Below are 19,461 nucleotides of genomic sequence, written 5' to 3'. Positions count from 1 at the left end.
CCTCCCCGGTGTCACAGGTCGTCCCGGTCGGCGTTGTCCCGCCACCAGTTCAGCAGGTCCGACAGCCCGTCCTGACCGCCGCGGCCGGTGACCGAGGAGTACCCGGACCGGTCGTCCCAGGTCCAGGTCAGCACCGGAGCCCCGGCGTCGTCCAGCCCGCAGGACAGCCGGCCGACCGGCTCGTCGTCGAAGTCGGCCAGCCGCACCCAGCCCTGCTCGCCGTCGGAGCTGGAGCACTCGAACGCGTCGTCGCCCTCGAGCTGGGAGAGCCCGGCGCGCTGCACCCCGGCGTCGAACGCCGCGCCGGCGGCCTCCGGCGAGACCAGCAGCTCGTAGGTCTGTGCGCTCGGCCCGTCGGCCGACGGGCTGACGCCGCAGTCCAGGCCGGTCAGCACGTCACCGTCGGCGTCCGTGCGCGTGCAGTCCCCCGGCACCACGTCGGTGGGCAGGCCCACCGCCAGCAGCGCCTGCTGGGCGTCGACGGTGGCCTCCTCCGCGTCCGAGGCGCGCACGGTGGCGACGACCGCCCACGTGCCCAGCGCGGCGGCCAGCAGCGCGAGCAGGACGACGAGGACCGTGCCGCCACGGCGGCGACCCGACGGCGCCGTTTGCGGCCGGCCCACCCACGGCGGCTGCCCCGGCGGCGGCGCGACCTGCTGACCGGCACCCTGCGGCCCCGGCTGACCGGGACCCTGCTGACCGGGACCCGGCTGACCGGGACCCGGCTGACCGGGGCCCTGCTGACCGGGGCCCTGCTGACCGGGGCCTGGCTGACCGGGGCCCTGCTGACCGGGGCCCTGCTGACCGGGGCCCTGGTGGGGTGGCCCCTGCTGCTGGGCGGGCTGGACCGTGGTCGGGCCCGGCTGGGGACGCAGCGCGGTCCCGGCGCGGCCGGGGTCACCGCCCTGCACGCCGACCGTGGTGGGCGCGGTGCCGTTCGGCCCCGGGGGGCGCTCGGCGGGCCGGGGCACCTCGATGCCGCTGACGCCCAGGGCCGCGCGGGCGGCGGCGGCCATGCCGCCCGCCGAGGTCCAGCGCTCCGCCGGGTCCTTCGCCAGACCGCGGAGCACCACGCCGTCGAGCACGTCCGGGATCCCCGGCCGGACCGCGCTGGGTGGCTCCGGGGGTGTGTTGACGTGGGAGAACATCTGGCTGACCGCGTCGCCGGGCGGGAACGGACGGCGACCGGTCAGCGCCTCGAACAGCACGCAGGCCAGCGAGTAGACGTCGGTGGCCGCCGACAGCTGCCGGCCGTGGAACCGCTCGGGGGCCATGTACTCGGTGCTGCCGATGGTCAGGCCGGTGCCGGTGAGCGAGGGACCGGTCTCCTCCCCGACCGGGCGGGCGATGCCGAAGTCCACGAGGTAGACGAAGTCGTCGCCGGCCACCGAGTCGGCCAGGTCCCCGCCGTCGGCCCGGGCCACCAGCAGCACGTTGGAGGGCTTGACGTCGCGGTGCACCAGGCCGTCGGCGTGCGCGGCGTCCAGCGCACGGGCGACCTGGCCGACGAGGTCGACGGCCCGGGCCGGGTGCAGCGGACCGGTGCGGCGCAGGAGCGAGGCGAGGTCCTCCCCCTCCACCAGCCGCATGTCCAGGAACAGCCGGCCGTCGATCTCGCCGTAGCGGTGGATGGGCACCACGTGCGGTTCGCGCAGCCTGGCCACGACGCGGGCCTCGCGGCGGAAGCGCTCGCGGTAGGACTCGTCGCCGGCCCACTGCGGATGCAGCACCTTGAGCGCCACCTCGCGCTCGTGCTCGGCGTCCAGGGCGCGGACGACCTCGCCCATGCCGCCCTGGCCGAGCACGCCGAGCACCCGGTAGGGGCCGAACCGGTCGCCGTCCTCCATCGTCGGTCCCCCGCTCAGCGGTCGAAGGGGACGGTGGCCAGCTCGCGCCACAGGTGGGCCGCGGCCTCGGCGCCGCGGTGCAGCATCGGCAGGAGCACGCGCTCGTTGGGCGCGTGGATGCGGTCGGTGGGCAGGCCGGCGCCCAGGAACAGCAGGGGGGCGCCGAGCACGGCGACCAGGTCGGCCTCGGGCCCACTGCCGCCCTCGCGGGTGAACAGCACGTCGGCGGCCGACCGGTCGAAGGCCTGCCCGATGGCGGTCAGCAGCGCCGCCATCGCCGGGTGGTCCAGGTCGCTGGCGCACGGGCTGACCCCGCCCTCGGGGACGTGCACGTCGGCCTCGATGCCGGCCGGCACGTGCTCGGCGACCCAGCTGCGCAGCTGGTCGCCGAGGTCGGCGGGCACCTGGTCGGCGACCAGGCGGAAGGTGACCTTGGCGTGCGCCTCCGCCGGGATGATCGTCTTGTGGCCCGGGCCGGTGTAGCCGCCCCACATGCCGTTGACCTCGGCGGTCGGCCGGGCGCCGATGCGCTCCAGCGTGCTGAACCCGGCCTCCCCGGCGGCGGCACGGGATGCCGCCGGGCCGGCCAGCCAGGCCGCCTCGTCGAAGGGCACCCGGCCCATCAGCTCCCGCTCGCGGTCGGTGAGCGGGCGGACCTTGTCGTAGAACCCGGGCAGGGTGACCCGGCCCTGGTCGTCGTGCAGCGCGGCCAGCAGCGACGCCATGGCGTGCAGCGGGTTGGGCACGCCGCCGCCGAACGAGCCGGAGTGCAGGTCCACGCCGGGCCCCCGCAGGGTGATCTCGGCGTCGGCCAACCCGCGCATGGCGGTCACCGCGCTGGGCACGTCGGGGGCGGCCATGCCCGTGTCGCTGACCACCACGACGTCGCAGGCAAGCCGCTCGCGCTGCGCCGCCAGGAGGGCCGGGAAGTGCGGGGAGCCCGACTCCTCCTCGCCCTCGACCAGCAGCTTCACGGTGACGGCCGGGGTGTCCCGCCCGGTGGCGGCCAGGTGCGCCCGGATGCCCAGCAGGTGGAAGGCGACGTTGCCCTTGTCGTCGATCGCCCCGCGGGCGTGCAGCTCGGGGCCCAGCCCGGTCTCGACCCGGGTGGGCTCGAACGGCGGGTGCGTCCAGGCCTCCTCCGGGGTCACCGGCTGCACGTCGTGGTGGCCGTAGACCAGCGCGACCGGCGCCCCGACGTCGGCCGACGGCCACTCGGCGTAGACCGCGGGGGCGCCCGGCGTCGGCCAGACCTCCACCACCGGGAACCCGACCCGGCGCAGCGCGGCGGCCAGCCAGTCGGCGCTGGCGGCGACGTCGGCGGCGTGCGCGGGGTCGGCGGAGATCGACGGGATGCGCAGCCAGGCATCCAGGTCGGCGTCGAGGTCGTCGAGGTGCGCGGACACGAAGTCCCGCTCGGGGTTCTGGCTCACCCGGCGACCGTAACGCGCCCGCACCGGTCCCCCGGGCTACGTTGCCCGGCATGGGCGCTGGGCAGCTGCAGGTGGACGTCGGGGACCTGGTCTTCGACGTGCGGACCGACGGACCCGAGGACGGGCGGCCCGTGCTGCTGCTGCACGGGTTCCCGCAGACCTCGCTGTCCTGGTCGGCGGTCACCCCGCTGCTGGCCGAGGCGGGGCTGCGCACCTACGCACCCGACCAGCTGGGCTACTCCCCCGGTGCGCGTCCCGGGGAGACCGACGCCTACGCGCTGCCTGCGCTGGCCGCGGTGAGCGCGGACCTGATGACGGCGCTGGACATCCCGACCGCCGACGTCGTGGGGCACGACTGGGGCGCCAACGTGGCGTGGGCGCTGGCCGGCTGGCACGCCGACCGGGTGCGGACGCTGACCGCGGTGTCGGTGCCGCACCCGACGGCCTACACCCTGGCCTACCGGGCCGACCCGGAGCAGAAGGAGCGCTCGGCCTACATCAAGCTCTTCTGGCAGGCCGGCAAGGCCGAGCGCGTGCTGCTGGAGGACGACGCCCGCCGGCTGCGCCGGGTGCTGGGCGACGTCCCGGCCGAGGCGGTGGACACCTACGTGGCGCACCTGTCCGCGCCGGGCGCGCTGACCGCGGCGCTGGACTGGTACCGGGCGATGAGCTCGAGCACGCCGCTGGACCCGGTCAGGGTGCCCACCACCTACGTCTGGAGCGACGAGGACATGGCCGTCGGCCGCACCGCGGCGGAGGCGTGCGCGGACCAGGTGACCGGGGACTACCGGTTCGTCGAGCTCACCGGCATCTCGCACTGGGTCCCGGAGAAGGCCCCCGAAGCGCTGGCCGCGGCGATCCTGGACCGGGTCGCCCGCGGCTGAGCCCACCGCCGGGCCCGCTGCTGTCCTGGTGCGCCGTCGGTGGCTCATGCGCCGTCGGTCACCAGGGCCAGCAGCCCGGCCTCGTCGAGCAGGTCGACCGGCCGCAGGGTCACCCCGGCCAGCACGTGGTGGAACCCGGCGCTGACCCGCTCCACCGGCACGCCGACCAACCGGGACCAGCCCAACCGGTAGGCAGCCAGCTGCACGCCGACCGCGGCGAGCTCGGTGGCGCCCGGCACCGGCCCGGTCTTCCAGTCGACGACCTCGTAGCCGCCGCAGCCGTCGCCGTAGACGGCGTCGATGCGGCCGCGCAGGGTCAGCGGCCCGAGCGGGGTCTCGAACGGCGCCTCGACGTCGACCGGCTGCCGGTCGGCCCACTCGCCGGCCAGGAACGCCTGCTGCAGTGCGGTGAGCGCCTCGTCGGGCGCGGCACCGGCGTCGCCGGATCCGGGCAGCTCGTCGAGGTCGATCAGGCGGGTGGCGCCGAACCGCTGCTCCAGCCAGAGGTGGAAGGCGGTGCCCCGGCGGGCCAGCGGGGCCGGTGCCGCCGGCATCGGGCGGCGCAGCCGGCGGGCGAGCGCGGCCGGGTCACGGCGCAGCGCCACCAGGGAGGACACCGAGAGGTGGGCCGGCAGGGTCACCTCGGTGGCGCTGCGGCCGGACTCGGCGCGCTCGCGCAGCAGCAGCTGGGCGTCGCGGACCCAGTCGGTGACCACCGGGTCCTCGACGGCCCCCAGCCCGTCGCCCTCCAGCGGGTGCGCGCGGGTGGCGGTGACCAGCTCGGCCGCGGCGGTCAGCGCCCGGCGGCGACCCGACGACAGCGGGTCGGCCGGCCAGATCCCGACCGGCCACTCGGCCAGCGCCGGGTTCGTCGCGTCGGCCGGCGGCGGGTCGGCCCAGGCGTCGACCGCGCCGGTGCCGGGCAGCGACTCGACCGCCTCGCGGACGGCCAGCAGCAGGGTGGAGGGGCCGTTGGGCTTGACGCCGTCGCGCCACCAGCTGCCCGAGCACAGCAGCAGGCGCTTGGCCCGGGTGACCGCGACGTAGCCCAGCCGCACCTCCTCGGCCGAGCCGAAGGCCTTCCAGTCGGCCACGTAGTCGGCGAGGGCGTCGCGGACCACCGCCTGGTCGCCCGACCCGGGCACCGGCAGCCGCAGTGCCGGCAGGTCGGCGCGGTCGGTCAGCCGCAGCTCCGCCGGGACGGCGCCGGGGTCGTTGATCCAGGAGTCGGAGGTGTCGGCCTTGCTGGGGAACTGCCCGACGGTCATCCCCGGGACGGCGACGACGTCCCACTCCAGCCCCTTCGCCGAGTGCCCGGTCAGCAGCTGCACCGCCTCCGGGTTGACCGTGACCTCGCCGGGCTCCAGGCCGCGCTCGCGCACCTCGGCATCGGCCAGGTAGCCCAGGAACGCCGGCAGCGACGGCAGCTCGGCCAGGTCGGCGAACTGCGCGGCGACGGTGTGCAGGGCGTCCAGGTGGGTGCGGGCGCCGCCGGGGCTGGCGTCGGGGTGGCTGGCCAGCTCGGTCTCCAGACCCAGCGTGCGGACCACCTCGTCGACCAGGTCGGGCAGCGGCTCGCCCAGCCGGCCGCGCAGCATGCCGAGCTCGGCGCCCAGCCGGCGCAGCCGGCGGTGCCCGTCGGCGGAGTAGGCGGTCGGCGCACCCAGGTCGTCGAGGGCCTCGACGATGCTGCCCCGCTCGGGGGCGAGCTCGACCCCCGCGGCGCCCTCCGTCGGGGCGGTGACCGTGTCCGCGGCAGGTCCGTCCGGTCCGGGCCGGCGGCCGCGGACCAGGTGCCGGGCCCGCGCCTCCAGCGCGGCCAGGTCGCGCGGGCCGATCCGCCAGCGGGCCCCGGTGAGCAACCGGCCCAGGGCGTCGCCGGCGGTGGGGTCGACCAGCACGGTCAGCGTGGCCACCACGTCGGACACCTCGGGCACGTCCAGCAGACCGCCCAGGCCGACGACCTCGACCGGGAGGCCCCGCTCGCGCATCGCCGCGGCGATGCCCGGCAGCTGCGCCCGGCGTCGGGCCAGCACCGCGATGGTCGGCCGGCCCGCGGGTGGTGCGCCGTCGTCGCCGGGTCGACCGTGCCACTGGGCGGCCAGCCGGTCGGCCAGCGCGGCGGTCTCCTCCGCCACGGTCTCGTACAACCCGACCCGGACCTCGCCGGGACCGGCCGTGGGGGCGGCGGTGAGGTCGGGCAGCGGGGCCGCGTCGGCGGGCTGGGGCAGGTCGGCGGCCACCCGGTTGGCGACCGCCAGCACAGCCTGGTCGTTGCGCCAGCTGGTGGACAGGGTGAGGCGCTGTGCCGGGCGGTCGGGCGCACCCGGGAAGGTGCGCGGGAAGCGCTCGATGGTGCCCGAGGACGCCCCGCGCCAGCCGTAGATCGACTGGCGCGGGTCGCCGACGGCCAGCACCGGGTGGTGGGCGTCGCCGCCGAAGAGCGCCTCGAGCATCCGGAGCTGGCCGACCGAGGTGTCCTGGTACTCGTCGAGCAGGACCACCCGCCAGCGGGCGCGCTCGCGGCGGCCGACCTCCGGCGAGCTGGTGGCCGCCCGCGCGGCGTAGGCGACCTGGTCGGCGTAGTCGATGGCCCCGGCCGCCCGCTTGCGGGCCTCGAAGGCCTCGACCATGGGCAGCAGGGCGACCCGGGACCGCTGCCGGGCCAGCATCTTCAGCACGTCGGCGTAGGGGCCCTTGGTCCGGCCGGTCACCGGGTAGGCGTACATCTGCGCCTCCAGCCGGGACGTCCAGGACCGCAGCCGGTCCGGGGCGATGTCGTGCTCGCCCAGCTCCGCCGCGAGCTGCAGCACGTCCTCGGTGGTGGTCACCAGGCCCAGGGCGACGTCGCTCATGTCCCCGGTGTGCGCGGCGACGGCGGTGGCCGCCTGCCCCCAGCACATCGCCGGGCCCAGCACGCCCGCACCGGGTTCGACGCCGATCCGCAGCCCGTGCTCGGCGACGATCCCGGCGGCGTACCCGTGGTAGGTGGCCACGGTCGGCGAGGCCACCTCCAGCCGCTCCCGCAGCGCCTGGTCGGTGTCGGGGTGCGCGGCCAGCGCGGTCAGCCGCAGCCGGATCCGGGCGCCGAGCTCGCTGGCCGCCTTCCGGGTGAAGGTCAGGCCGAGCACGGCCTCCGGGGCCACCAGCTGGTTGGCCACCAGCCAGGCCACCCGGGCGGCCATGGTCTCGGTCTTGCCCGACCCGGCGCCGGCGACCACGACCATCGGCCGGTCGACCGGCGCCTGCACGACGGCGGCCTGCTCGGGCGACGGGGCGTAGGACAGCCCGCAGCGGCGGGCCACCTCGGCCGGGTCCAGCAGCTCGGGCACGACCGCGGCCCGGGGTTCGACGAAGCCGGGCAGGTCGAAGGCCAGCTGCCCGTCGGCGGCCCCGGACGCGCGGCGGGTCACCGGGTCACCTGCCGACCGGACTCCTGCATGGGGCAGCTGCGCCGGAACGAGCACCGCTCGCAGTCGGTGTCGGTGCGCGCGGCGAACGTCGCGGCACCCATGCCGTCGCCGACCTCGGCGACCAGCTCGCCGGCCCAGGTGGTCGTCGCCGGGACGTCGGCCGGCAGGGGCGGCTGCACGTGCTCCTTGGCCGCCTTCTGCGCACCGCCGACCTGCAGCAGCGCCGCGCCGCCGGGGACCGTGCCGTGCCCGCCGAAGGCGCCCTCGGCCACGGCCACCTGGTAGGCGGCCAGCTGCCCGTGCTCGTCGACCGTGCGGGGCGCGGTCTTGCCGGTCTTGAGGTCGACCACGACCAGCCGGCCCTCCTCGTCCCGCTCGAGCCGGTCGACCTGGCCGCGCAGGCGGGCCCGCCCCACCACCACGTCGAAGTCCTCCTCGGCGGCGACCAGCTCGCGGGTGCCACGGGCGTGCCAGGCCAGGAACTTGGCGAGCATCTCCTGGGCCCGGTCTCGCTGGCGCTGGTCGAACCAGCCCGGCCCGAGGTCGAGGCGGTCGAGCTCGGCGGCCAGCACGTCGGGGGCCTCCGCCGGGGCCAGCCCCTCGGCCACCTGCTGGGCGACGTCGTGCACCGCCGAGCCGACCGTCCGGGTGGTCTCCGGGGATGCCTCCGCCCCCACCGAGCCGAGCACCCAGCGCAGCGGGCAGCGCTGGAACGTGTCGATCGCCGAGGGGCGCACCCGGACCAGCTCGGCCGGGGCGACCAGCGGTGCGTCGTCGGACAGCGGGGCCAGCCCCCACCAGGACGACGGGTCCGCGCCGGGCACCCGTTCCTCGGCCAGCCGGCGCAGCACCGCCGCGGCGGTGGTCCGCCGGGCGGGCGGGGTGTGCGGGTCGGTGAGTGCCCGCCGGAGCTCGGCGACCAGGGCGGGCAGCGTGAGCGCGCGGGGCAGCGGGGTGTGCGGCCGTCGGCCGTCCCCGCCCTCCCCGGCGTCCGGCGGCGGGGCGACCAGGTCGAGGAAGCGCGAGGCGTTGGCCCCCACGTCGCCGCCCTCCAGCCCGCCGTCGACCGCGGTGACGACCAGTCGCCGGCGGGCCCGGGTGACCGCGACGTAGAACAGCCGACGCTCCTCGGCCAGTGCGAGGGTCCGCCGGTCCAGCGTGGCCGCGTCGGTCCCGGCCGCCACCTCCACGAGGTCCTCGGCGCCCAGCAGGCTGGCCCGGGTGCGCAGGTCGGGCCACACGCCCTCCTGCACCCCGGCCACGCACACCACGTCCCACTCCAGGCCCTTGGCGGCGTGCGCGGTGAGCACCCGCACCGTCTCCCCGGCCGGCGCCCGGGCCGCGCCGCCGTCGCCGGGCAGCTCCTGGGCGCCGAAGTGGTCGACGAACTGGCCGACGGTGGCGTACGGCAGCCGGTCGACGAAGCTCGCCGCCGCGTCGAACAGCGCCACCACGGCGTCCAGGTCGCGGTCGGCGACCGCGCCCGGCGGGCCGCCGGCGGCGCTGGCCGCTGCCCACCGCGTCGCCAGACCGCTGGCCTGCCACATGGCCCACAGCACGTCCTCCGCGGTGCCCTCGCGCAGCAGGGCCACCCGCCCGGCGGCCAGCACGCTCGCCACCCGGGTGGCCGGCCGGGCCACCGGCGCCGGGAGGGCGTCGAGCAGGGTGGCGTCGGCGAGCACGTCGGCCAGCGGGGCGCCGCGCTCGGCCGGGTCGACGCCGCGGGCAACCAGCTCCCGGCGGGCCGCGCGGCGCAACCGGCGCAGGTCCAGCACGGTCGCCCCGCCCAGCGGCGAGGCCAGCAGCGCCTCGGCCCCCGTCTCGGTCAGCCCGGTCTCGGTGAACCCGGTCTCGACCGGCCCGGTGCCGACTGGTGCTGCTCCCGGGCCCTCGCCGTCCGCGATCGGTGCCGGCAGGAGGGCGCGCAGCGCGGCCAGCAGCGGTTCGACCGCGGGCTGCTGGGCGAGCGCGAGGTCGTCGGCCGAGACGGTGACCGGGACCCCGGCCTGGCTCAGCGCCCGGCGCACCGGTCCCAGCGCGGCCGAGCCCCGGACGACGACGGCCATCTCCGACCAGGGCACGCCGTCGAGCAGGTGGGCGCGGCGGAGCGTGTCGGCCACGTGCGCCGCCTCCACCGCCGGGGTGTCGAACACGTGGACCTCGGCGCTGCCCGGGGCGGTCGCCGGGTCCGCGGTGAGCCGGCGGTGCTCCCACGGGCCGGGCAGCCCCTCGGCGACCCGGCGGCTGATCCGGAGCAGCTCGATGCCCGAGCGGCGGCAGACCCCCAGCGACACCCGCGCCGCCGGCCGGCCGTCGCGGTGGGCGAAGCGCTGGGGGAACTCGACCAGGCCCCGGGGCTCGGACCCGCGGAAGGCGTAGATGGCCTGGTCGGGGTCACCGACGACCACGAGGTCCCGGCCCCCGCCGGACAGCAGGTGCAGCAGCTCGACCTGCGCGGGGTCGGTGTCCTGGTACTCGTCGACGAACAACCAGCTCGCCCGCTCCTGCTCGGCGCGCAGCAGGGCCTCGTCGGCACGCAGCTCCTCGATCGCCTCGCGCACGAGCTCGGCCGGGTCGTAGCCGCTGCCCGACCCCAGGAACGCGGTCTCCAGCCCGGTGACGTCCTCGTACTGCTGGGCGAACTGGGCGGCCGCCGACCAGTGCGGCCGGTCCAGCGCCGCGCCCAGCTCCGCCAGCCGGGCCGGCGGGAGACCCCGCTCGGTGGCCCGGAGCAGGAGCTCGCGCAGCTCGCGGCGGAACCCCGCGGTGCCCAGCGCCGGCCCGAGGTCCTCGGGCCAGCGCACGCCGTCGTCCTCGGCGTCGCCGGTGAGCAACCGGCGCACCGTGAGGTCCTGCTCGGCGGAGGTCAGCAGCCGCGGCGGCGGGTCACCGCGCAGCGCGGCGGCGCGGTGCAGGACGCCGAAGGCGTAGGAGTGGAACGTGCGGGCGACCGGCTCGCGGATCGTGCGGGCGACCCGGGCGGTGATCCGGGTGCGCAGCTCGGCGGCGGCCTTGCGGCTGAACGTCAGCACCAGCACGCGCTCGGGGTCCAGCCCGGCCTCGATGCGCCGGGCGACGGCCTCGACGATGGTCGTGGTCTTGCCGGTGCCCGGCCCGGCCAGCACCAGCAGCGGACCACCGGGGTGGTCGACGACGGCCTGCTGGGTGGGGTCGAGGACCGGGCGGCGCGGCGCCCGGGCCGGGGGCAGGACGAGCCGGTACCCCGGCTCCGCGGTGCCCGTCGCTGTCATGCCTCGATGACACCACGGGGGTCCGACAGATCGTGGCGGCCGGGGTCAGTCCTCGGGCCAGCGCACCGCGTCCAGGTCGACCCGCCCGCGCCGGACCGGCACGCCCTCGGCGGCCAGCAGTTCGAGCTGACGGGCCCGGACCGGCTCGGCGGGGGTGCCGTCGGCCCGCACCACGCGGTACCAGGGCACCGCCGCACCGCCCCGGGACAGCGCACGGGCGACCCGCCGGGGACCCACCCCGACGAGCCGCCCGACGGCGCCGTACGTGCTGACCCGGCCGACCGGGATGTCCTCGACCACGTCGAGGACCGCCTCGTCGACGTCGGCCGGGTCGGCCGTCACCGGCTCACGCAGAGGAATCAGCCGTAGCTTCCCTCACAACTCAGGACGTCGTGTAGTTGAAGTACCAGTAAACCCGAGTTATGCCATCGTCGAAACAGTTCCCCACAGTGGTCTTGGGCAACTTGGAATAGGTGGTTCGGGCGGACTCGCACTGCGCCTTCGTGGTGTAAGGCCCCTTCGTCGCTGTGCTCGCTTGCGCCATGCCGGGGCTCACCAATAGAAGCGCAGCAACCGTAGACGCCATCACGACGGGCTTCAACAACTTCATTTGCCACTAGTCTCTCTCGGGGGGGCACAGCCTATCGCGCGTCCGTGACGTGGTCCACAGTCCGCAAGGATCCGATACGATCGCGACCGATCCACCAGGAATTACAGCTCGTCGCAATAGCCCGAAGAAGAGTATCGAATACGGCCGGGACGAGAGCGATGAGTGGAGCATGCGCTGCCAGCTGCTGCGGCGACGCCAGTGCGGGCGGCGCGGGATTGGGAACTGGCACAGTCGCCGCGCTTGGGATCCCAGCGGCAGGCGGCAGTGGCCGGCGTGACCGGTAGAGGCGAGGAGCTGTATCCAGGTGGTGGCTACCAGACCTGCCGACAGCGAAAGCAGATCTGGCGCTGCGCGAAGTCGTGCAGTGGCAGGGGAGCCAGCCTGGGCCCTTCGCGCATCGGAGCCGCTTCTCGCCGTGGACCCGCAGCGTTACGGAAGTCGAAGCCGGCGAGCTTGCACGAAGTTCGTTGGCGTCGAATGCGGTTGCCCGCAGCCCGCCTACGTCGGCGCTCATCGCCTGCACCCAGGGGGCGAGGACTCCGTACGCAAGCCTCCCCCGGGCCAGCTAACCCCAGGCTAACCCACTTTTAGGCCACGTTCTCGCGTCAATGGCCACAATTAAACGCTCAGGTCGCCAAATTGGCGGCGCAGAGGCAGCCATTCTTGAGTGAGCCACCGGCCCTCACTGGGTCCACAGAGTGTTCGACATATTGACAATTGTGCGGGATGCAGCGCGACGCCGCCCGAGACGGCGAACGGACGACACGCCGGGACCTCTGCCGTCCGTGCTGATTCGGCCGACCTGGATGTCCCCAACCACGTCGAGGACCGCCTTGTCGACGTCGACCGGGTCGGCCGTCATCCGGTCAGCCGACGTAGTTGCTGTTCGTCAGCCACCAGTTGTAGAGGATGGCCACGTCGGCCTGGCTGGTGCCAGCCAGCTGCACGACACCCTCTGTGAGGAACTCGTCGTCGGTCCACGCGATGAACACGGACCCGTTGGAGGAGATGCCGCAGGCGATCTGGCCGCCGGGCACGTCGTTCTGCGTCCAGGTGCCGCTGCCCACGGCCGTGGTGCAGTCCTGGCCCTCGGCAATGGGCTGGACGCCCTGTCCGGCGATGTCGGTAGCGAACACCGAATCCAGCGTCCCCTGTTCCTCGTAAAGGTAGAACTGCGCCCCCAGTGGGCCGGGCTGGGTCGCAGACGGGCCGCACTCGGCGGCGTCGGTCGCGCCGTCGCTGGGCACGTCGATCGGCGTGCAGTCGCTGAAGTCCGTCGGCACCATCGACAGCAGCTCGCCCTCCGAGCTGCTCGACGACGACGAGCTGCTGGACGAGCTCGACGAGGACGAGGACTCCGAGGACGACGACGTGGTCGTGGGGGCCGCGGTCGTGGTGGTCGACGTCGGGTCCGCGGTGGTGTCCGAGTCGTCGTTGCCCAGGGTGAGGAACAGCGTGACACCGACGGCGATGATCACGACGAGGGCCGCGACCCCCCCGATGAGCAGGCCCTTCTTGTTGCCGCCCGAGCCCTGCGGCGAACCGCCGTAGGGACCCCCGGGACCACCCGGTCCACCGGGACCACCCGGTCCACCGGGACCGCCGAACGGCGGGGCGCCGTAGCCGCCCTGCCCCGGGGGCTGGCCGTACCCGGGCGCCCCGAACTGCTGGGTGGGCGGCGGACCCTGCTGACCAGGGCCCTGCTGACCAGGGCCCTGCTGACCGAAGCCGGGCTGCCCGTACTGCTGCGTGGGCTGCTGGGCACCCCACCCGCCCGGCTGCCCCGAGCCCTGCTGGCCGAGCACCTCGGTCGGTTGCTCACCCGCCGGGGGCTGCTGGCCGTACGGCGGCTGCCCGCCCGACGTCGGGTTGCCGTAGGGCGGCGGGCCCTGGGGGGGCTGACTCATGGGAGGGACCTCCAGCTCATGCGGACTCTGCCGCTCCGGATCGTAGGGCCCGACCCGGGCCCGGGCTCCCCCAGCCGGTCACGAAGTGATCACGCCCGGCGGTCGAAGGCGGCGAGGAACCGCACCAGCGGGTCGGCCCCGGCCGGCACCGGCGACGCCGGGTCGACCAGCCCGGCCGCGCGGCCCGCACCGACCTGCTCCAGGGCGGCGGCCACCAGGTCGGCGTCCAGCACGGGGTCGCCGCCGGTGGCCCGGGCGAGGTCCCAGGCGTGCACGGTCAGGTGGGTGGTGAGCACGGTGAGGTGGTCCGTCGCCGGGGCCGGCCCCTCGGCCAGCTGCACCGTCGCGTCCACCGCCCCCGGCTGGGCGAACGCGGTCAGCGCGGCGTCGGCCGCGGCCTCCCACGAGCCCAGCGGGTCCCCGGCGAGGAGCTCCTCGGTGTCGGTGGGCACCGGTCCGCCGGCCGGGTGGCCGGCCAGGAGCGGGGGCACCCGCAGCTGCTCGCCGACCAGGTGCGCCACCAGGTCGGCCACGTCGCGCCCGGGGCGGACCACGGCGTCCCACTGCTCGGCCTCGACGGCGTCCACCCGGTCGGTGACCTGGGCCTGCGCCCGCTGGAAGAGCTCGAGGAGTCGTGCCTGCCGGGGATCCACCCCACCAGTAGAACGCACAGCGGCCCGCCCCCCGGGTGGAGGACGGGCCGCTGGGTGGCACCTCAGTAGGTGGGGAGCGCCTTGTCGATGCGCGTGGCCCAGGCGGTCACGCCGCCCTGCACGTGGACGGCGTCGGAGAACCCGGCGGCCTTGACGGCGGCCAGGGCCTCGGCGGACCGCACCCCGGTCTTGCAGTGCAGCACGATCGGCTTGTCCTGCGGCAGGGAGGACAGCGCCCGGCCGGAGAGGATCTCGTCCTTGGGCACCAGGCGGGCACCGGGGATGGACACGATCTCGTACTCGTTGGGCTCGCGGACGTCGATCAGCTCGAAGTCCTTGCCGGCGTCCATCATGTCCTTGAGCTCGTCGACGGTGATCGTCGAGCCGGCGGCGGCCTCCTGGGCCTCCTGGGACACCACTCCGCAGAACGCGTCGTAGTCGATCAGCCCGGTGATCGGCTCGGCCTCGGGGTCCTTGCGGATCTTGATGGTCCGGAAGGTCATCTCCAGGGCGTCGTAGACCATCAGCCGGCCCAGCAGCGTGTCGCCGATGCCGGTGAGGAGCTTGACGGCCTCGGTGGCCTGGATGGCGCCGATGGTCGCGCACAGCACGCCCAGCACGCCGCCCTCGGCGCAGGAGGGCACCATGCCCGGCGGCGGCGGCACGGGGTAGAGGTCGCGGTAGTTCGGGCCGTGCTCGGCCCAGAAGACCGACACCTGGCCGTCGAACCGGTAGATGGAGCCCCAGACGTAGGGCTTGCCCAGCAGCACGCAGGCGTCGTTCACCAGGTACCGGGTGGCGAAGTTGTCGGTGCCGTCGACGATCAGGTCGTACTGGCTGAAGATCTCCTCCACGTTGGAGGAGTCCAGCCGGGTCTCGTGCAGGCGGACGTCGACCAGCGGGTTGATCTCCTTGATCGAGTCCCGCGCGCTCTCGGCCTTGGACCGGCCCACGTCGGACTGGCCGTGGATGATCTGGCGCTGCAGGTTGGACTCGTCGACGGTGTCGAACTCGACGATGCCCAGCGTGCCGACACCGGCCGCGGCCAGGTACATCAGCACCGGCGAGCCCAGGCCACCGGCGCCGACGGCGAGCACCTTGGCGTTCTTGAGCCGCTTCTGCCCGTCCATCCCGACGTCGGGGATGATCAGGTGGCGGCTGTAGCGGCGGACCTCGTCGATCGACAGGTCTGCGGCGGGCTCCACCAGGGGTGGCAACGACACGTCGGGCTCCTCGAGTTGCTGGCTGCTGCTCCTGCAGTGGCCCCAACAGCCTGCCAGCCCCCTGTCTTCCCCCTAGGCGGGGAAGGGCCAGGCGTTCTTCTGGCAGCCGTCCAGCCCGAGGGTCTGCTGCTGCATGACCGGGGCCAGCTGCCCGGCACCGGGGCAGGGCTGGTGGCCGTTGCCCAGGGCGTGCCCGACCTCGTGGTTGACCACGTACTGCCGGTAGGTGGCGACGTCGCCGGCGTAGTCGGGGACGGCGGTCTCCCAGCGGGCCAGGTTGATCACCGCGCGCTCGCCGTAGCGACAAGAGGTGTAGCCCCCGGTGCCGACGCCGGGGCAGTAGGTCTCCATGCTGCCCGGGCTGACCAGGCTGACCTTGAAGTCGTAGTCCCCCGCCGCGGCCTCGGCCGCGCCGACGCGCTGGAAGCTCATCGCCCCGTCGTGCCCCCACGACCGGGGGTCACCCAGCGTCGCCTCGACGGCGGCGGCGAAGGCCGGGCCGTCCATGCCGATGCCGTCCTCCACCTCCACGACGAAGCGCTGCAGCGGGCCGCTGCCGTAGACCGCGGACGTGCCGTCGACCACGGAGACCGTGCCGGCCCCGGTCTCGACGTAGCTGGCCGCCCCGACGGTGGGGGCCAGGTCGGTGGGGTTGGCGTCGCCCTCGGCCGGCGCCGGCGTGGTGGCCGGCGCCGTGGTGGCCACCGCGGTGGTGGTCGCCGCGGCCTGGCTGGCCGGGGCCTGCCCGGTGCTGGACGCCGGGTCGGCCTGGCCGGTGCCGCTGACGGCGACGTCGACCAGGGCCAGCACGGTCAGCACCGCGAGCATCGGGACGGCGTAGGCGCGCCACCCCCACCGGCGGGCGAAGCGGGTGAACCAGCCACCCCCGCCGGGCTCGCCGGTGGAGCGGCGGACCGGGTCGCGGCGGGCCACCAGGGGGCCGGCGGTGGTGCGCAGACCGGTGCCGGGCACCGGGCGCGGCAGCGGGTCGGGGGCCGGCGGGAAGGTGCCGCGCGACCGGGTGCGGGCACGTGGCCCCACCAGCGGCGGCGGCACCGGCGGGCGCCCGGCCGGTCCAAGGGGCGCCGGACCCGGGGACGTGCCCCGGGGGCCGTCGACACCGGGGTCCGCAGAGCTCACACCTGCCAGGTTCTCACGGGCCGGCCCGGGACCCGCCGTGCCCGCCGAGGTCGCCAGGCGTGTCAGACCGTCCCGTCGCACCCGTCCCGCCGGCCTCGTCCGGTCAGCGGTCGGTCAGCGGTCGGTCTCCTCCAGCAGCGCCAGGATCGCCCGCGCGGTGTCCTCGGGCGCCTCCATCATCGCCACGTGGCCGATCCCGGGCTGCACCTGGAGCCGGGCGTCGGGCAGCGCCGTCGCCAGCCGGGGGGCCAGCCGCGGGTCCACCAGCTTGTCCGCGTCGCCCCACACCACGAGCGCCGGGGCCTGCACCGCCTGGGCCGCGCGCCAGGCGTTGCCCCGGCCGACCCGCAGGTAGGACGTCATCAGCCCGCGCATGCTGCGGGTCAGCGCCCGGCCGGACCAGGCCTGCCCGTCGCGCAGCCGCATCTCCTCCACCGCCTCGGCCAGCCGCTCCTCGGGCACCCGGCGGGGGTCGCCGAAGCACATCTCCAGCGTCATCCGGACCCGGTCCTCGGGGGCGCCGAGTCGGATCCGCTTCTCGGCGAGGGTGGGGATGCCGGGCAGCAGCAGCAGCGCGATGGCCCGGTCGAAGGCCGGCGGGACGCGGTACACCGGCATCGCCGGGGAGATCAGGGTGAGGGTGGCGACCAGGTCCGGACGGCGGACCGCGACCAGCAGGCTGACCAGGCCGCCCAGCGAATTGCCGACCAGGTGCACCGGCTCGCCCCGCCCCGGCCCGGGCCGGTCGGCCACGTCGGCCAGCACCGCCTCGACGGCCTGCACGTGCCGGGCGATGGAGTACCCGCCGTCCGAGGGCGGCTCCGACCGGCCGAAACCGGGCAGGTCCAGCGCGAACCCCTCGAGCCGGACGGCGAGCGTCGCGGCCAGGTCCGTCCAGTTGGTCGACGCCCCGCCCAGCCCGTGCACGTACAGCCCGCGCCCGCGGGGGCCGTCCGGGTCGCCGGCGTACGGCGTGTGCCGCAGGTACACCGAGCCGCCGTCGGCCGGCACCTGCTCACCGGGCCACGGCGGCACCGGTCCGGTCGGGACGGGCAGCCGGACGGCGGAGCGACCGGCCGGGCGCGGACCGCCCGCCGGGGAGCCGGGGGCGCTGTCGGGGAGGGTGGCCACGGAGGCCGGACGGACGTCGGGCACCCGCGCGACGGTAGACCACCACCGCCACCGGGCCGCGCCCGGATGAACTCGTCGGTAACATCTGCCGGGCCATGCAGCCCTCCCGTGCACCCGCGCCCGCCGACGACCCCGGTCGCCGCACCTCCCGCCTGCCGCGGGGTGCGCGCCGCCTGCAGCTGCTGCGCGCCGCCCAGGACGTGTTCGTCGCCCAGGGTTTCCACGCCGCGGCCATGGACGACATCGCCGACAAGGCCGGCGTCAGCAAGCCGGTGCTCTACCAGCACTTCCCGGGCAAGCGGGAGCTCTACCTCGCACTGCTGGAGCAGCAGGTCGGCGAGCTGACCGAGCGGATGCGGGCGGCCATGAGCGGCACGCAGGACAACCGCACCCGCGTGGACGGCGCGGTCGGCGCCTACTTCGACTTCGTCGACGCCGACGGCGAGGCCTTCCGGCTGGTCTTCGAGTCCGACCTGCGCAACGACGACGAGGTGCGCCGGATCGTCGACGCCGGCACCCGCGGCTGCGTCGAGGCCATCGCCGAGGTCATCGCCGCCGACACCGGGGTCGACCAGGAGCGGGCGCTGCTGCTGGCCTCGGGCATGACCGGGCTGGCCGAGACCAGCGCCCGGTGGTGGCTGCCCCGCAAGGGCACCGTCTCCCGCGACGAGGCCGTCGCGCTGATGAGCTCGCTGTCCTGGCGCGGCATCTCCGGCTTCCCGCGGCTGGGCGACGCGGACCACCCCACCCAGCCCTGAGCCGGCCCCGACCGTTCGCTGTGGGCGCACCCTCGGGCCGCACCGGGCGGGTCCCGCTCGGCTAGCGTCGTGGGCAGCGGCCAGTGCGGCCGCCAGACCTGAGGAGGCATCTCCAGCGTGGAAGTCAAGATCGGTGTCCAACACTCCCCCCGCGAGCTGGTCATCGACAGCCCGAAGACCCCCGACGAGATCGCGGCCGAGGTGTCCCGGGCGATGACCGGGTCCAAGGACGGCCTGCTGACCCTGGTCGACGAGCGCGGTCGCCGGATCGTCGTCCCGACCGACCGGATCGCCTACGTCGAGATCGCCGAGGCCGACACCCGCCGCGTCGGTTTCATCAAGTAGCACCGCGGTCCTCCGGACCGCACCGCGGCCAGCGGCCGTCCCCCCGGGGCGACGAGCGCGTCCGTGGTCGTCCGGGAGGAGGTCTCCGACCCCCGTCCCGGACGACCACCGGGCAGGTGCCGTCCCCGGCCCCAGGACGGCGCTGCTCGATCAACCGTTCAAGCCGAGGGCCTCCATGCGGCCCGAGTGCGCCGCCGTCAGCCGGCCCAGGAGCTCGGCGATGCCGTTGAGGTCGCCGGTGCCGGTGATCAGCAGGTCGGCGAGCCCGTCCCGCTCGGCGATGACGGCCTGCGACTGGGTCATGGCTTCCCCGACCAGCCGCCGGGCCCACAGGGCCAGCCGGCCGGCCACCCGTCGGTCCCCGGCGATGGCGGCCCGCACCTCGCGGACGGCGAAGTCCGCGTGCCCGGTGTCGGCCAGCACCTCGAGCACCAGTCCGCGGTCGGGCTCGGGCAGGAACGCGGCGACCTCGCGGTAGAAGTCGGTGGCCAGGCCGTCCCCGACGTAGGCCTTGACCAGGCCCTCCAGCCAGGTGCCGGCCCGGGTGGAGTCGTGGAAGGCGTCCAGCGGGGCGACGAAGGGGGCCATCGCGTCCGCCGGGGCGACGCCCAGCTCGCGCAGCCGCTCGTCCAGGCGCTGGTGGTGGGCGATCTCGGCGGCGGCCATCCGCGCGAGGGCGGCGCGGCCGTCCAGCGTCGGGGCCAGCCGGGCGTCCTCGGCCAGCCGGTCGAAGGCGGTCAGCTCGGCGTAGGCGAGCACCCCCAGCAGGTCGACGACGGCGGGGCCGACCTCGGGTCCGACCTCGGGTACGACACCGTCCGGAACGCTCACCCGGGTACTCCCTCCGCTGCACCGGCACCGGCCCC

13 protein-coding genes and 2 pseudogenes are annotated in these 19,461 nt (G+C 75.7%); 4 read left to right on the top strand and 11 right to left on the bottom strand.

The window, feature by feature from the left end:
* Nucleotides 1-8 precede the first annotated feature (8 nt).
* A pseudogene (locus UXQ13_RS23610) lies at nt 9-740 on the top strand (hypothetical protein); the annotation flags it as partial.
* A 297-nt stretch (nt 741-1,037) separates the two neighbouring features.
* Here UXQ13_RS23610 and UXQ13_RS23605 read toward each other — a convergent pair.
* Both UXQ13_RS23605 and UXQ13_RS06840 read right to left on the bottom strand, forming a co-directional pair.
* A pseudogene (locus tag UXQ13_RS23605) lies at nt 1,038-1,847 on the bottom strand (serine/threonine-protein kinase); the annotation flags it as partial.
* A 14-nt stretch (nt 1,848-1,861) separates the two neighbouring features.
* A complete protein-coding gene (locus UXQ13_RS06840) occupies nt 1,862-3,280 on the bottom strand; it encodes a M20/M25/M40 family metallo-hydrolase (protein ID WP_336392034.1) in 1,419 nt (472 codons plus the stop codon).
* A gap of 50 nt (nt 3,281-3,330) precedes the next feature.
* On the opposite strand from UXQ13_RS06840, the gene UXQ13_RS06835 reads away from it, so the two are divergent.
* The gene (locus UXQ13_RS06835; RefSeq protein WP_336392033.1) at nt 3,331-4,164 is read left to right on the top strand and encodes an alpha/beta fold hydrolase; all 834 of its coding nucleotides are present in this window, start codon (nt 3,331-3,333) and stop codon (nt 4,162-4,164) included.
* A gap of 44 nt (nt 4,165-4,208) precedes the next feature.
* Here UXQ13_RS06835 and UXQ13_RS06830 read toward each other — a convergent pair whose 3' ends face one another.
* The 8 genes from UXQ13_RS06830 to UXQ13_RS06795 form a co-directional block, all read right to left on the bottom strand.
* Nucleotides 4,209-7,577: an ATP-dependent DNA helicase gene (locus UXQ13_RS06830; protein ID WP_336392032.1), complete on the bottom strand. Its 3,369-nt coding sequence runs from the start codon at nt 7,575-7,577 to the stop codon at nt 4,209-4,211.
* Complete coding sequence (locus UXQ13_RS06825) at nt 7,574-10,828, bottom strand: ATP-dependent helicase (RefSeq protein WP_336392031.1); 3,255 nt, start codon at nt 10,826-10,828, stop codon at nt 7,574-7,576. Before UXQ13_RS06825 ends, UXQ13_RS06830 begins: the two co-directional genes overlap by 4 nt.
* A 45-nt stretch (nt 10,829-10,873) precedes the next feature.
* A complete protein-coding gene (locus UXQ13_RS06820) occupies nt 10,874-11,170 on the bottom strand; it encodes an MGMT family protein (RefSeq protein WP_336392030.1) in 297 nt (98 codons plus the stop codon).
* A 1,134-nt stretch (nt 11,171-12,304) separates the two neighbouring features.
* Complete coding sequence (locus tag UXQ13_RS06815) at nt 12,305-13,345, bottom strand: hypothetical protein (protein WP_336392029.1); 1,041 nt, start codon at nt 13,343-13,345, stop codon at nt 12,305-12,307.
* An 89-nt stretch (nt 13,346-13,434) separates the two neighbouring features.
* A complete protein-coding gene (locus UXQ13_RS06810) occupies nt 13,435-13,998 on the bottom strand; it encodes a TIGR03086 family metal-binding protein (protein ID WP_336392028.1) in 564 nt (187 codons plus the stop codon).
* A 62-nt stretch (nt 13,999-14,060) separates the two neighbouring features.
* The gene (moeZ, locus tag UXQ13_RS06805) at nt 14,061-15,221 is read right to left on the bottom strand and encodes an adenylyltransferase/sulfurtransferase MoeZ (RefSeq protein ID WP_225234721.1); all 1,161 of its coding nucleotides are present in this window, start codon (nt 15,219-15,221) and stop codon (nt 14,061-14,063) included.
* 72 nt (nt 15,222-15,293) lie between these two features.
* Nucleotides 15,294-16,262 carry a DUF3152 domain-containing protein gene (locus tag UXQ13_RS06800; RefSeq protein ID WP_336392027.1) on the bottom strand — a complete coding sequence of 323 codons (969 nt, stop codon included), beginning with the start codon at nt 16,260-16,262 and terminating at the stop codon, nt 15,294-15,296.
* Nucleotides 16,263-16,475: 213 nt separating this feature from the next.
* Nucleotides 16,476-17,516 (bottom strand): alpha/beta fold hydrolase, encoded by a 1,041-nt coding sequence (locus tag UXQ13_RS06795; protein WP_336392026.1) that lies wholly within the window; start codon nt 17,514-17,516, stop codon nt 16,476-16,478.
* 71 nt (nt 17,517-17,587) lie between these two features.
* On the opposite strand from UXQ13_RS06795, the gene UXQ13_RS06790 reads away from it, so the two are divergent.
* Both UXQ13_RS06790 and UXQ13_RS06785 read left to right on the top strand, forming a co-directional pair.
* A complete protein-coding gene (locus tag UXQ13_RS06790) occupies nt 17,588-18,250 on the top strand; it encodes a TetR/AcrR family transcriptional regulator (RefSeq protein WP_336392025.1) in 663 nt (220 codons plus the stop codon).
* Nucleotides 18,251-18,367: 117 nt separating this feature from the next.
* Nucleotides 18,368-18,595 carry a DUF3107 domain-containing protein gene (locus UXQ13_RS06785; protein ID WP_336392024.1) on the top strand — a complete coding sequence of 76 codons (228 nt, stop codon included), beginning with the start codon at nt 18,368-18,370 and terminating at the stop codon, nt 18,593-18,595.
* A 150-nt stretch (nt 18,596-18,745) separates the two neighbouring features.
* Here UXQ13_RS06785 and UXQ13_RS06780 read toward each other — a convergent pair whose 3' ends face one another.
* A complete protein-coding gene (locus UXQ13_RS06780; RefSeq protein WP_336392023.1) occupies nt 18,746-19,426 on the bottom strand; it encodes a ferritin-like fold-containing protein in 681 nt (226 codons plus the stop codon).
* Between the last annotated feature and the right edge of the window lie 35 nt (nt 19,427-19,461).

This window comes from Klenkia terrae, from assembly GCF_037083865.1.
GTDB lineage: Bacteria > Actinomycetota > Actinomycetes > Mycobacteriales > Geodermatophilaceae > Klenkia > Klenkia terrae.
The sequence above is the reverse complement of the archived record's forward strand: the minus strand, read 5'-3'. Positions and strand labels throughout refer to the sequence as shown.

What these genes read in the sequence shown, in the direction of transcription:
- UXQ13_RS06835 (WP_336392033.1), top strand. Translation starts at nt 3,331, where the DNA reads ATGGGCGCTGGGCAGCTGCAGGTGGACGTCGGGGACCTGGTCTTCGAC.
- UXQ13_RS06825 (WP_336392031.1), bottom strand. Translation starts at nt 10,828, where the DNA reads ATGACAGCGACGGGCACCGCGGAGCCGGGGTACCGGCTCGTCCTGCCC.
- UXQ13_RS06815 (WP_336392029.1), bottom strand. Translation starts at nt 13,345, where the DNA reads ATGAGTCAGCCCCCCCAGGGCCCGCCGCCCTACGGCAACCCGACGTCG.
- UXQ13_RS06790 (WP_336392025.1), top strand. Translation starts at nt 17,588, where the DNA reads ATGCAGCCCTCCCGTGCACCCGCGCCCGCCGACGACCCCGGTCGCCGC.